Origin of the sequence: Streptomyces sp. NBC_00328, assembly GCF_036139655.1 — a bacterium.
Lineage (GTDB): Bacteria > Actinomycetota > Actinomycetes > Streptomycetales > Streptomycetaceae > Streptomyces.
The window spans coordinates 6,363,206-6,377,049 of the sequence record NZ_CP108013.1 but is presented as its reverse complement, the minus strand read 5'-3'; the positions used below and the strand labels follow the sequence as shown (position 1 = coordinate 6,377,049).

The 13,844-nt window shown below is 72.3% G+C and carries 10 protein-coding genes; 2 read left to right on the top strand and 8 right to left on the bottom strand.

What is annotated here, in order from left to right:
• The first annotated feature begins 96 nt into the window (after positions 1–96).
• Positions 97–1,638: an alpha/beta hydrolase gene (locus OG485_RS28085; RefSeq protein WP_328671293.1), complete on the top strand. Its 1,542-nt coding sequence runs from the start codon at positions 97–99 to the stop codon at positions 1,636–1,638.
• A gap of 113 nt (positions 1,639–1,751) precedes the next feature.
• Complete coding sequence (locus tag OG485_RS28080; protein WP_328671292.1) at positions 1,752–3,305, top strand: alpha/beta hydrolase; 1,554 nt, start codon at positions 1,752–1,754, stop codon at positions 3,303–3,305.
• A gap of 71 nt (positions 3,306–3,376) precedes the next feature.
• Here the strand turns inward: OG485_RS28080 and moeZ are convergent, their stop codons facing one another.
• From moeZ to OG485_RS28040, 8 genes are all read right to left on the bottom strand, one after another.
• Positions 3,377–4,555 carry an adenylyltransferase/sulfurtransferase MoeZ gene (moeZ, locus tag OG485_RS28075; RefSeq protein ID WP_328671291.1) on the bottom strand — a complete coding sequence of 393 codons (1,179 nt, stop codon included), beginning with the start codon at positions 4,553–4,555 and terminating at the stop codon, positions 3,377–3,379.
• A gap of 63 nt (positions 4,556–4,618) precedes the next feature.
• The gene (locus OG485_RS28070; protein WP_328671290.1) at positions 4,619–5,368 is read right to left on the bottom strand and encodes a spherulation-specific family 4 protein; all 750 of its coding nucleotides are present in this window, start codon (positions 5,366–5,368) and stop codon (positions 4,619–4,621) included.
• On the bottom strand, positions 5,356–6,318 hold the full coding sequence (locus OG485_RS28065) for an NAD-dependent epimerase/dehydratase family protein (protein WP_328671289.1): 963 nt from the start codon (positions 6,316–6,318) through the stop codon (positions 5,356–5,358). Before OG485_RS28065 ends, OG485_RS28070 begins: the two co-directional genes overlap by 13 nt.
• 292 nt (positions 6,319–6,610) lie before the next feature.
• Positions 6,611–8,047: a hypothetical protein gene (locus OG485_RS28060; RefSeq protein WP_328671288.1), complete on the bottom strand. Its 1,437-nt coding sequence runs from the start codon at positions 8,045–8,047 to the stop codon at positions 6,611–6,613.
• On the bottom strand, positions 8,044–9,828 hold the full coding sequence (locus tag OG485_RS28055; RefSeq protein ID WP_328674697.1) for a DUF3492 domain-containing protein: 1,785 nt from the start codon (positions 9,826–9,828) through the stop codon (positions 8,044–8,046). The genes OG485_RS28060 and OG485_RS28055 overlap by 4 nt, the downstream gene beginning before the upstream one ends.
• Positions 9,829–10,039: 211 nt before the next feature.
• The gene (locus tag OG485_RS28050; RefSeq protein ID WP_328671287.1) at positions 10,040–11,785 is read right to left on the bottom strand and encodes an ABC transporter ATP-binding protein; all 1,746 of its coding nucleotides are present in this window, start codon (positions 11,783–11,785) and stop codon (positions 10,040–10,042) included.
• Entirely contained in the window at positions 11,782–12,780 is a 999-nt protein-coding gene (locus OG485_RS28045) for an ABC transporter permease (protein WP_328671286.1), read from the bottom strand. The genes OG485_RS28050 and OG485_RS28045 overlap by 4 nt, the downstream gene beginning before the upstream one ends.
• Positions 12,777–13,844, bottom strand: a complete 1,068-nt coding sequence (locus OG485_RS28040; RefSeq protein WP_328671285.1) for an ABC transporter permease — start codon at positions 13,842–13,844, stop codon at positions 12,777–12,779. The genes OG485_RS28045 and OG485_RS28040 overlap by 4 nt, the downstream gene beginning before the upstream one ends.

The window sequence follows — 13,844 nt, the reverse complement described above, 5'->3', positions numbered from 1 at the left end:
CGGCCCGCACCCATGGGCGCGGGCCCTCGGTCGCGCCCTCACCCACACGGCTCGCGCCCCGAGCGCCCCACCCCGCCCGCCCGCAGGATGGGGAATATGCCGAACCCGTCCCCGCGCGCCGCCGCCGTGTTCGTCACCGCCGTCCTGCTGGCCTCGTGGGTGTCCGGTTGCGGCGGTGACTCCAAGGAGGAGGATCTGACGGCGCAGAAGCTGGACTGGAAGGCGTGCCCGGCGCCGTCCGAGGCCCAGGGCGGCGGCAGCGCCCCCTCGCCTCTGCCGGGTGGGGCGGAATGGCAGTGCGCCACTTTGAAGGTGCCCCTCGACTGGTCCGACCCCAAGGGCGACACGATCGGGATCGCGCTGATCCGGGCGAAGGCGAGCGGCGACCCCGGCAAGCGCATCGGCTCGCTCATCTTCAACTTCGGCGGACCCGGCGGCTCGGGCGTCGCCACGCTGCCCGCCTTCGGCCAGGACTACGACGCCCTGCGCACCCGGTACGACCTGGTGAGCTTCGACCCGCGCGGAGTCGGCCGCAGCGCGGGGGTGAAGTGCGAGAACGACCAGCAGCTCGACCGGTTCTTCCAGCAGGACGCCACTCCGGACGACGACGCCGAGCAGCAGGCACTCCTGCGGAACACCAGAACGTTCAACGCGGCCTGCGAGAACAACTCCGGCAAGGTCCTCCCCCATGTGCGCACGACGGACGCCGCTCGCGACATGGACCTGATGCGGCAGGTGCTCGGCGACGACAAGCTGCACTACTTCGGCATCTCGTACGGCACCGAACTGGGCGGCGTCTACGCCCATCTGTTCCCCAAGAACGTGGGCCGAGCCGTGTTCGACGGGGTCGTCGACCCGACCCAGAACGCGGAACAGAGCTCCCTCGGCCAGGCCAAGGGCTTCCAGCTCGCGCTGGACAACTTCGCCGAGGACTGCACCTCGAAGGTCGAGGACTGCCCCATCGGCGACAGCCCGCAGGACGTCAAGGACCGCATCGCCCGACTACTGAAGGACCTCGACAGCAAGCCGATCCCCGGTGTCTTCCCCCGCCGGCTCACCCAGACCGCCGCGACGAGCGGCATCGCGCAGTCGCTGTACTCCAAGGACTTCTGGGAGTACCTGACGGAGGGACTCCAGCAGGCCTACGACGGCGACGGCAAGGTGCTGATGCTGCTGTCGGACTCGATGAACGGGCGCAGCGAGAACGGCCAGTACAGCAACATCACCCCCGCGAACATCTCCATCAACTGCGCCGACGACAAGCCGCGTTACACCGCGGACTATGTGAAGTCGCAGGTTTCCGGCTTCCGGGCCGCCTCACCGCTGTTCGGCGACTATCTGGCCTGGGGCATGGTCAGTTGCACCGACTGGGCGGTGCCGGGAGCCGCCGAGCACCCGGACGTCAGCGCCCCCGGCTCGGCGCCGATCCTCGTGGTCGGCAATACCGGCGACCCCGCGACGCCGTACGAGGGAGCCCGGGCGATGGTGAACGCGCTCGGCAAGGGCGTCGGAGTCGAGCTGACGTACAAGGGCCAGGGGCACGGGGCGTACGACAGCAAGGACAAGTGCGTGCAGGGTGCGGTGAACGGCTACCTGCTGGAGGGAACCGTGCCGTCGAGCGGCACCGTCTGTTCCTAGAAAGCAGCAGGTCAAAGCGTTATCCACAGGCCCCGACGGCGGTCGGCGGCCGGCGCCTACTATGGCCTGCATGTGATCCGCGAACTCGTGCGGACCACTGGAGGGGGGCACTCATGACACGTTTCGCACGGTGGACGGCGGCGGCCGCCACCGCGTTGCTGCTGGCCGGCTGCGGCGGGGGCTCGCCGGACGGCGGCAAGAACGAGGAAAAGAACGGCGACAAGGCGCCGTCCAGCGCGCCGCCCTCCGGCGGGTCGCCGGGGCTGCCCACCTCGCTCACCTCGCAGAGGCTCGACTGGGGCCGCTGCAAAGGCACTTCGGACTCCCCCGCACCCGGGAACGGCTGGCAGTGCGCCACGCTGAAGGCGCCGCTGGACTACGCGAAGCCGGGCGGCGCGACGATCGGCCTGGCCCTCATCCGCTCCAAGGCGACCGGCGGCCGGAGCAAGCGCATCGGCTCGCTCCTCTTCAACTTCGGCGGTCCCGGCGGCTCGGGTGTCTCCACCATGCCGTGGTACGAGAGCATGGTCGGCCCGCTCCACCGGCGCTACGACCTGGTGAGCTGGGACCCGCGCGGGGTGGCTGCCAGCGAAGGGGTTCGGTGCCGCGGGGACAAGGCGACCCAGGCTTCCGAGTCGGTGGACTCGACACCGGACGACGCGGCCGAGGAGGCGGCGTACTTGAAGGACGCCACGGACTTCGGGAAGGCCTGCACGAAGGCCGCAGGAAAGCTGCTGTCCCATGTCTCGACGACGGACACGGCCCGCGACATGGACCTGATGCGCCAGGTCCTCGGCGACCGCCGGATGCACTACTTCGGTATCTCGTACGGCACCGAACTGGGCGGTGTGTACGCCCACTTGTTCCCGAGGAACGTGGGGCGCCTGGCGCTGGACGCGGTCGTCGACCCGAGCGCCGACACCGTGGGCCATGCCAAGAACCAGACGCTGGGCTTCCAGCGCGCCCTGGACGACTACCTCAAGTCCACGGGGCAGGACCCGAAGCAGGGCTCCCGGAAGATCGCGGACCTGCTGAAGCGGATCGACGCGAACCCGCTGCCCACTTCCAGCGGGCGCGAACTGAGCCAGACACTGGCCCTCACCGGCATCGTGCTGCCGCTCTACAGCCAGGAGCGCTGGGCAAGCCTCACCGAAGCTCTGAAGAAGGCCGAGGGCGGGGACGGTTCGGCCCTGCTGACGCTCGCCGACAACTACAACGACCGTGACGCCTCGGGGCACTACGGCACGACGACCCAGTCCCAGCGGGTCATATCGTGCTTGGACGACAAGGAGCGGCCGACTCCCGAGGAGACCAGGAAGCGGCTGCCCGAGTTCGAGAAGATCTCGCCCGTCTTCGGGGACTTCATGGGCTGGGACACGGCGGGCTGGTGTCACGACTGGCCGGTGGCCGGCCAGTACGACACTCCCGAGGTCAGTGCGCCGGGAGCCGGACCCGTCCTGGTCGTCGGCAACACCGGGGACCCGGCGACACCCTACGAGGGCGCGCGCAGGATGGCGGACGAGCTCGGCAAGGGCGTGGGAGTGGAGCTCACCTGGAAGGGCGAGGGCCATGGCGCCTACGGGAGCGGGAGCGACTGTGTCGACTCGACCGTGAACAGCTACCTGCTGGACGGAACGGTGCCGAAGGACGGCAAGGTCTGTTCATGACGACGGCGGGGGTTCCACGGACACCAGGTCCACGAAACCCCCGCCACCGAAAGTGCGGTCCGGTCGGCCGGTCAGTACACCGGCTTCTCGGGCTCGATCTGGTGGACCCAGCCGATCACGCCGCCGCCGACGTGCACCGCGTCGGAGAAACCGGCGGACTTCAGGACGGCGAGGACCTCCGCGCTGCGGACACCCGTCTTGCAGTGCAGGACGATCTTCTTGTCCTGCGGCAGGCTCTCCAGGGCGGTACCCATGAGGAACTCGTTCTTCGGGATCAGCTTGGCGCCGGGGATCGAGACGATCTCGTACTCGTTCACCTCGCGGACGTCGATGATCTCGATGTTCTCGCCGTCGTCGATCCACTCCTTGAGCTGCTTGGGAGTGATCGTCGAACCGGCGGCGGCCTCCTGGGCCTCCTCGGACACGACGCCGCAGAAGGCCTCGTAGTCGATGAGCTCGGTGACGGTGGGGTTCTCGCCGCAGACCGCGCAGTTCGGGTCCTTGCGGACCTTGACCTGGCGGTACTGCATCTCCAGGGCGTCGTAGATCATCAGGCGGCCGACGAGCGGCTCACCGATGCCCGCGAGGAGCTTGATCGCTTCGTTGACCTGGATGGACCCGATGGACGCGCACAGCACGCCGAGGACGCCGCCCTCGGCGCAGGAGGGGACCATGCCCGGCGGCGGGGGCTCCGGGTAGAGGCAGCGGTAGCAGGGACCGTGCTCGGACCAGAAGACGGAGGCCTGGCCGTCGAAGCGGTAGATCGAGCCCCACACGTACGGCTTGTTGAGCAGCACGCACGCGTCGTTGACCAGGTAACGGGTCGCGAAGTTGTCGGTGCCGTCGACGATCAGGTCGTACTGGCTGAAGATGTCCATCACGTTCTCGGCCTCGAGCCGCTCTTCGTGAAGGACCACGTTCACGTACGGGTTGATGCCCAGTACGGAATCGCGCGCGGACGCGGCCTTGGAACGGCCGATGTCCGCCTGGCTGTGGATGATCTGGCGCTGCAGGTTCGACTCGTCGACTTCGTCGAACTCCACGATGCCGAGCGTGCCGACGCCCGCCGCGGCCAGGTACATCAGCGCCGGCGATCCGAGGCCGCCGGCGCCCACACAGAGCACCTTGGCGTTCTTCAGCCGCTTCTGCCCGTCCATGCCCACATCGGGGATGATCAGGTGGCGGGAGTACCTGCGGACCTCGTCTACGGTGAGCTCAGAGGCTGGCTCGACCAGGGGTGGCAGCGACACGGGGGCTCCGTTGGTCGGTCTATCACTACGGTTGTTCTCCCCGTAACACTGCCACGCCCTTCTTCATTCCGAGACACCCGTTCCGATCCGCGAGACGATCTCGTCCCAGTAGCCGGGCATCGCCTCCCAGGGGTCGGCCGTCCCGCCGTGATCGGTGCGGTCGGTGAAGTAGATCGTCGAGGCGCCCTGCCAGCGGGCGATGCGCAGTGCCTCGTCCAGGTGACCGCGCGGCACGCCGTGCACGAAATGACAGAAGCGCTCGGGGGGATAGTCGGCGGTCCATTCGGCGACCTGCGACCAGCGGTATTCGCTCCAGGGACCCGAGAAGGTCACCAGTTGGTCGGCGCTCTCGGCATATCCCGGATGCGGGTGGGTGCCGTGGCCGAACACGATGTGGGCGCCGTCCCGGAGCGCGCGCAGCGCGCCGGCCGTCCGGCGGACGTCGGGCAGCGCGGCGCGTTCGGTGGGGCAGCGGTCGAGGAGGAATCCGTCGGCCTTGTACCAGTCGAGATGACGGCGCGCGTCGGCGATCGTCTCGCCGAAGGGGCGTACGCCATGGGCGGCGTCGAGAAGTCCCAGCACCCGGACGCCCGCGTTGCGCAGCCGTCCGGTGGCCTCCAGACAGCGCGGGTCGGGCCGCTCGCCGGGGCCGTTGTCCACGTTCAGCACGACCCAGTGCAAGGGGGTGCCGGGGCGGGTGAGTTCGTCCCATTCCAGCGGAGCGACGAGGGGATGCGCATAGCCAGGGACGCCGAACCCGAGTCCCAGGTCGGTGCTCGCGCTGCCGGTCACGGTCCTGGTCAGATACGACATGCCGCCTCCATCCAGATGTCGGCCAGGGATTCCTCGAGGTTGATCCGGGGCCGCCAGCCGAGCCGGTCGCGCGCGGTGCGCACGTCGGCCTGCTGCCAGCTGCCGCAGCCGTCCGGGTAGGGGTACGACACCGGGCCCACGTGGTCGGGTTCGGGACGGGGGTGGCCGATGGACGGCCTCATGGACGGGCCTGGCGGGCCGTCGAGTTCGTGCAGGCTGCCGCTGTAGCCGGCCACGCGCGCGAGGACGGCGGCGGCGTCGCGGAGGCGTACGGCGCGGCCCGAGCCGATGTTGATCACCCCCTGTGCGGCGGACAGGGAGGCGGCGTGGACGGCGCGGGCGACATCACGGACGTCGATGAAGTCGCGCTGGACGCCGAGGCCGCCGAGCTTGAGTTCGCCGTCGCTGGCCTGCATGGCGCGGCGCAGGGCTTCGGCGAGCCGGCCGAGCGGGGATCCGGCGGGCGTGCCGGGTCCCGCGGGCGAGAAGACTCGCAGGACGACGGCGTCCAGGCCGGAGCCGAGGACGAGTTCCGTCGCGGCGAGTTTGCTCACTCCGTACGGGCCGCCCGGGCGCGGCACGGCGTCCTCCGCGGTGGAGGAACCGGGCTGGCTGGGTCCGTACTCGGCGCCGCAGCCGAGCTGGACGAGCCGGGCCCCGCAGCCGCTGCGGCGCAGGGCCTCGCAGACGGTGGCGACGGCGACGGTGTTGTGCCGGGTCAGTTCGCGGGCACCGCCGCGGGTGGCGCCCGCGCAGTTGATGACGACTCCGGGGTGCACCGCGTCCAGGAAGCGGGTGAGCGCGCCGGGGCTGCCCGAGGCGAGGTCGAACCGTACGTCGGCGTCGTCGCCCCGGCCGAGGGCGGTGAGCTGCACGGCCGGGTCGGCGAGCAGTCTGTCGGCGACGAAGCGGCCGAGATAGCCGTTGGCTCCGATCAGCAGGACCCTCATCGGGCGGCTCCCGGGGCGGATTCTCCGGTTCGGGAGGTGATCATCTGACTGTCTCCTTCAAGGTGATGCCGTAGGTCGGGGAGAGGGCCCGCGGTGTCGGCCCCGCGGGAGAAGGGGGTCCGGATCCGGGCGACTGCCCGGACTCCGGGGAGGGCTCACGGCGGTGGGGCCGTCGTGGGCCGGTTCCGGTTGGCCTCGGCCGCCCGGCCGCCCGGCGAAAGCGGACCGCCGGGCCGGCGTGCCCGGTTCGCAGGCGGGCTAGGCGCGCCGGGGGGCTCGGATCGATCGCGGCTCATGGGCCCTCGCGGGGCAGGGCATGGGCCGAGGCGCGGGTAAGTGTGCGGGTCGCCTGGACGAGGAGGACGAGGGCGCCCGCCCCGCAGGCCAGGGCCGGCACGGCCCCGGCGCCCGCCGCCTCGACCAGGCTGTCGACGGGGGCGGCCAGGAACTGGCAGCCGGGCAGTCGCGCGGCGAAGACCGTGGCGAGGGCCGTGGCCTCCACCGCACCCGCGCCGGCCAGCGCGCGGCCCGGGACGCGGGTGAAGCCACGTGCCGTGAGCAGTCGCGCCAGGAGGGCCAGTGCGCCGAGGGCACCGGCTCCGGCGTAGGCGGGCGGCTCGTCCAGTGCCGTCCCGCACAGCGCGAGAAGCCCGTACAGCGCGACCGTGAACAGGCCGAACGCCCCGAGGAGCAGGGGGCGTACGGAGGTGGCGAAGTCCTCCAGGCCGCGGCTCGCGCTCAGCCGGCGGCGGGCGCGGGCGGCGAAGAGGCGGGCGCACCAGGCCGCCGGGGCGCAGGCCAGCAGGAGGGCCAGCACGGGTGCGGCGGCCAGGGGCCAGGGGCCGTGCGGGCCGCCGTCCCGGGCGGCGCTCAGCAGTCCGTCTCCGGCGAGGGCGTACGCGATGAGCCAGCAGAGCCCCACGCGTGCGGCGCCCGTCGTGCGGTGCGGGGTGCTCAAGGGGCCGCGCCGGAAGGCGAGGTACAGGCCCGACGCGACGGCCAGGGCGCCGAACGCGGCGACGGCCGGACGAGCCTGCCCGCCGGTGAGCCGCAGCCCGACGAGGACGGCCGCGCCGAGGACGCCCGGCACCAGGGCGAGTGCCGCCCAGTAGGCGCGCGGTCCCGGGCGTCCAGGGGGCTCGGTGCGGGGGGTCGCCTCCCCGTCGCGGGCCGCGCGGGCGTACATCTCCTCGGCGAGCGAGAAGACGTCCCGGTGGCGCAGGCGGGCGGCGGTCCGGTCGGTGACCCCGTGCGCCTCCAGACCCGCCGCGATCTCCAGGGGGTCCACGGCCCGTTCGCAGAGCTCGCGGTGCCGGTGCATGAGTGCCTTCACCGGGTCCACCGCACCGCGCCGCCCGGCGGACCCGCGCGTGCCCTGGAAACCCTCACGTACGGAGTCGGCCTCGCGCAGAGGAGCGATGCCGCGCACCGAGTCGCTGAGCCCGGCCCCGCCCCTGCCCCCGCCGCCGTCCGTGTCTCCGAAGGGACCGGCGTCGGGGGCCGACCGCTCGTCCCCCGTGCCGGGGCCGGTCGTCGTGTCAGGACGCGTCGTCAGCCCGGCCAGGTCGGGGACCGGCATCGTGGGGGTCGTCGTCAGGGTGGGGATCGGCGTCGCGGGGGTCGTCGTCGGGGCGGGGGTTGTCGGGGCGGGGCGGGCCGGTTCGCTCGGGTCGTCGCATTCGTGCGGGGCACCCGGTCCCGCGCTGTGTCCCGCGCTGTCGATCGTCACGCGTCCTCCCCCACGGAAACGGGTACCGGCGTGGACGGGGGCACGGTGGCCCGTACCGGTACCCCTTCCGCCCAGCGCGGCCGGCACGCGGTCATAAAACGGGTCTCGGTCCAGCGCCCCGGCACATGGGCCTCTGCGGGAACGCCGAAGGGCAGCGGCTCCCCCTCGTCGTTCACGACGAGGCGACGCACCGGGGAGTGCGAGACGATCTCCAGGTAAATGCCGTGAAATGCCGTGATGTTCTGCTCGACGGTGAAGAGTTCGAGAGCACGGGCGCGGGCGGCCGCGCCGAGCCGCTCACGGCGCTCGGGGTCGCGCAGCAGTGCCACGCACGCCTCCGCCAGCGCCCGCGGATTGCGCGGCGGGACCACCAGACCCGTACCGCCGATGACCTCGACGACCGCGCCCACGTCCGTGGAGACGGTGGCCCGGCCGCAGAGCATGGCTTCGACGAGGCCGACCGGGAAGCCCTCGACGACGCTGGACAGGACGACCAGGGCTCCGCAGGCGTAGGCCTCCGCGAGGCTCGGGATCTCGGGGCCACCGATCTCCTCGAAGGAGACCGGGTTGTCGCCGACGGCGTGCACCCCCTCCGCCTCGTCGGGGAAGAGTTGCGCGGCCAGCGCCTTGCAGTGGGCCAGATAGGCGGCGGCGTCCGGGGCCTCGGCGGGGGCGCCGACGATCCGCAGCCGGGTCCGCGGCTCGGCCCTGCGGATCTCGGCGAAGGAGTGCAGCAGGGAGATCAGGTCCTTGGCCGGCTCGACGCGGCCGACCCACACCAGCGTGTCGGGGTCAGCACACCGGCTGCCCGGCACTCCCTCCCCGACGTCCGCGAAGCGGGCGGCCTCCATGCCGGGGTGGACGGTGCGCAGCTTGGCGCGGTCGGCGCCGCAGCGCTCCTGCCAGCGGCGGGCGTGCGCGTTGCCGGGCGTGATGAGCGCGGCCGCGCGGTAGACCTCGGTGGCGAGCCGGCCGTGGAACGCGGCGAGCAGCGCTCGGACGGCGGGGGCCTCTTCGAGGGTCGCGGCGGCCAGGTAGTGCGCCCGCAGGTGCACGCCGTACTCGGTGACCAGCAGCGGGACACCGAGGAAGTGCCGGGCGAGGAGGCCGGGCAGCGCCGCCGCCCCGCCGGCCGCGGCGTGGCAGAGGTCCGCCGAGCCGAGCGCGTCGTCCTCGTACCAGTCCAGCGAGAGGGGCCGCAGGGCGCGCTCGATGTGCGCGGCGACGGTGAGCAGGTCGGGAACGCGCGCGGTGCGGGCCGTACGGAGGGCGCCCGGTGCGCGACAGGCGCGTTCGAGGACACGCACCGCGTTCTCGGAGCGCAGGGCGCCCGCCAGTCCGCCCTCGTCCCGGGCGAGTTCGGCCAGTCCGTACAGGGCGCTGGCGAAACGGTCCGCCTCGGCGCCGACGGAATCCGCCGGGTCTCCGGGGACTCCGGAGGCTCCGTGGGCTTCGGGGACTCCGTGGGCTTCGGGGCTCGCGGCCCGCGGTCCCCCGCACACCGCCGCGAGCAGCTCTCCGTACGCCTCGGAGAACCGGCGCCGGGCCCGGCGCCCGTGCATCACGCCGTCGTCGTGCGCCGTCCACAGCGGTGCCGTGCGGACGCGGCCGACCTGTGGCGGCAGCCGGATCCAGCCCTGGTCCTCCTGGCGCTCGGTGCGGCTGAGCGCGTAGATGTCGAACTCGTGCTGCCCCAGCCCCCGCACGAGCCGGTCGCACCAGAGTCCGGCGTCACCGCTCACATACGGATAGCCACCCTCCGTAAGCAGTCCGATGCGCACGAGCACACCCCCGATCTCCCGTATGGGGAGCCGCCGTTGACCCGGCGGCTCGCAGCGGGACGAAGGTATGCGGACAAGGAGGTGGTACGACGGACGGTTGTCCATCGCACCACCAAAAGGGGTGAACGGTCGTAACTTTCCCGCGCAGGTCGCGTTTCGTCGCGCTACGAGATCACGCGGGCGCGTGTCCGCGGGCCACCAGCCCCCCGGATCAGGCCGGGGACACCTCCTCGCGCCGCGCGCGGCGCCGTGCCGCGATCTCCGGGTCGAGTGCCGGTACGGCGGCCAGCAGCTGCCGGGTGTACGGGTCGCGGGGGCTCTCGTAGACCTCGTCGGCGGGACCGTACTCGACGAGCCGGCCGCGCCGCATCACGGCCACATGGTCGCTGACCTGGCGTACGACCGCGAGATCGTGCGCCACGAACACCAGCGCGAGCCCGAGCTCCCGTTGCAGCTCGCCGAGCAGGGCGATCACCTGGGCCTGCGTGGTGACGTCGAGCGCGGAGACCGGCTCGTCGCACACGATGGCGTGCGGTTCGGCGGCCAGGGCCCGTGCGATGCCGACCCGCTGGCGCTGTCCGCCGCTGAACTCGTGCGGGTAGCGGTCGTAGTGCGCCCCGTCGAGCCCCACGCGCTCCAGCAGTTCCCGTACGCGCCCCCTGATGCGCCCCTCTTCCCTCTCCCCTCGTGCCCGCAGCGGGTCGGCGATGGACTCGCCCACACTGCGCCGGGGGTTGAGGGACGACACCGGGTCCTGGAAGACCATCTGCACCGAGGGGCGGACGCCGGACTGTTCGCGCCCCTCGTGACGGACCACGCCGGCGGTGGGTTCCAGGAGCCCGACCAGCATCCTTCCCAGGGTCGTCTTCCCGCTGCCGCTCTCGCCGACGATGCCGAGGGTCTCGCCCCGGCGGACGCTCAGCGACACGTCGTCGACGGCGGCGAACCGCCGTTTCCCGCGCCCGAACTCCCGCCGGAGCCCGACCGCTTCGAGGATGACGTCATCGGGTCGGAGAACGTCGTCCGGCCCGGCCTCCCCGGCCGGAGCGGCACCGTCCTCGCGCCGGGGAAGCCCGGCCGCCCGAGGTGTGTCCACCCGCGGGACGGCGCCGAGGAGTTCGCGGGTGTACGGCTCCCGGGGCGCGCCGAGGACGGCACCCACGGGCCCGTGCTCGACCGCGCGTCCGTGCCGCATGACCAGGATCTCGTCGACGCTCTCGGCCGCGACCCCGACGTCGTGCGTGACCAGCAGCAGCCCTGTGCCGGTCTCCTGCCGCAGGGTGTGCAGGAGGTCGAGGATCTGCGCCTGGACGGTCACGTCCAGGGCCGTGGTGGGCTCGTCGGCGATCAGGAGCTCGGGTTCACAGGCCAGCGCCATGGCGATGAGGGCGCGCTGGCGCATCCCGCCGCTGAACTCGTGCGGGCGCGAGCGGGACCGGCGGGCGGCGTCGGGGATGCCGACGCGGTCCAGCACCTGCACCGCACGCGCGCGTGCCGCTCGCCGGGACGCCTTGGTGTGCACCCGGTACACCTCGGCGATCTGGTCGCCCACCGCGTAGTACGGGTCGAGGGAGGACAGCGGGTCCTGGAAGACCATGGCGGCCTTTCCGCCGCGCAGCAGCCTCAGTTCGTCGTCGGACGCCCGCTGCACGTCGACGCCGGCCACCCGGACCGTGCCGTCGACGCGTGCTCCGGTGCCGCGGTGGAGCGCCAGCAGGGCCGACGCCACGGTGGACTTGCCCGAGCCGGACTCGCCGACCAGACCCAGCGCGGCGCCCTTCTCCAGCCGGAAGGAGAGCCCGTCGACGGCACGCAGGCCGCCGAAGCCGACGACGAGGTCGCTCACTTCGACCAGCGGGCCGCCGGAACCGGCCGGGGAGGAGTCCGCGGAGGTACCGGGTGAAGAGTCCGGGCCCGCCTGACGAAGCGTGGAGAGGGTCGGGGAAGAGTCGCTCATGCCAGCACCACCCGTCGGTCGGCCACCGCGTAGAGCACGTCCGCGACGGCGTTGGCGATGACCACGAAGAAGCCGATGACCAGGACCATGCCGACGACCACGGGAAGGTCGACGACGTTCACCGCGTGCACCAGTTCCTGGCCGATGCCGGGCAGCCCGAAGAGTGTTTCGGTGAGCACCGCTCCGCCGATGGCACCGCCGACGTTGTTGGCGTTGAGCGCGATGATCGGCGCGAACGCCCCGCGCAGCGCGTGCCGGCCGATGATCGACCGCTCGCCGACGCCGTACGCGCGGAAGGTCCGGACGTGGTCCTCGGCGAGCGTCTCCAGCATCGACGCCCGGGTGAGCCGGGCGAACGTGGCGGCCTCGATGAGGGCCAGGGAGAGCCACGGCAACAGCAGGTTCCAGCCCCACTGTTCGGGGTCCTCGGTGAGGCTGACGTACTGCGGGAAGGGCAGCAGCCGCAGTTGCCCGCAGACGACGATCATCAGGACGAGGCCGATCACGAAGACGGGTGTGGCCACGCCCGCGAGCGTGACGCCGGTCAGCAGGCGCTCGGTGAGCCGGCCGCGCCGCCACGCGGACAGGACGCCGGTGCCGACGCCGAGGATCAGCCAGAGGATCATCGCGCCGGACACGAGCGACAGGCTGACCGGCAGCTTCGCGAAGATCAGCTGGGTCACCTGCCGGCCGCCCTGGTACGACATGCCGAGGCAGGGTGCCGAGCAGTGCTCCACGGACGTGCCCGTGGAGTAGTCCTGGCCGACGAGGATGCCCTGGAGGAAGTGCCAGTAGCGCACGTAGAGGGGGTCGTCGAGCCTCAGCTGCTGCGCCACCTGGTGCACCTGCTCCGGGGAGCAGCGGGGTCCGCAGGTGATCTGGGCGACGTTGCCGGGGGTGACGAAGAAGACGACGTAGACGATCACCGAGATGGCGAGCAGGGTGATCACGGTGCCGACGGAGCGGCGCAGGACGAATCCTCCGAAGCCGTTCATGCCCCGGCCCCCTTCCCGCCGGCGGCTTCCGCCTCGGCGCTCGTGTCCGCCGGGGACTTCCTGGTGTCCGCGTCCGCCTTGGCCTCCTGCTTGCGGCCGGTGCCGACGCGCAGGCGGGAGGCCGCGCGCGGGTCGAGGGCCGTACGGATGCCGTCACCCAGGACGGTCAGCGTCAGGACGGTCACGAAGAGCGCGCCGGCGGGCAGCAGCAGGTACTGCGGGGCGGCCTGGTACCAGACGTCGGCGGCGGTGAGCATCTGTCCCCATGAGGGGGTCGGGGGCTTGACTCCGACCCCCAGGAAGGAAAGCGCGGCTTCCACGCTGATGTTCATCGGGACGAGGAGCGCGGCGTACGTGATGACCGGCGCGGCGAGTCCCGGCATCAGTTCGCGGCGGGCGATCCGCCAGGTGCCCCAGCCGCTGAGCCGGGCGGCGGAGACGTAGTCGAGTCCCTTGAGGGCGAGCGTCTGGGCTCGCGTGATCTTCGCGACGTTGCCCCAGGCGATGAGGCCGATGACGAGTGCGACCAGCAGGGGCCGGGGGAAGCCGCTGGGCACGATCGCCAGCAGTGCCAGCGACATGATCATGAGCGGCATCGCGAGGATGATCTCGGTGAACCGGCTCAGCAGCTGATCGACCCAGCGCGCGCCGAGGGCGGCGGCGACACCGACCACGACGCCGATGAGGACCTGCACGACCGTCGCTCCCAGGGCGACGCCCAGGGAGACCCGGGCGCCGTAGACGAGGCGTGCGAACAGGTCGCGGCCGGTCTGGGGTTCGACGCCGAGCCAGTGGTCGGCGCCGATGCCGCCGAGCGGGCCGACGGGGACGCCGCCGCGCGCGGAGTCCACCAGCGAGGGGTGGTAAGTGGTGGGGTCCTGGCCCTCGATCGCCGTGAGCAGCGGTGCGGCGAGCGCGATCAGGACGAGCAGCGCGACGACGGCCCCCGCGACGAGGGCGGCGCGCTGCGCACGCAGCCGCCGCCAGAACTGACGGGCCCCCGAGGCCCCCGTGGCGGACGAGTCCGCCACGGGGGCCGGGGAGGCGACAAGTGCCTCGCTCAC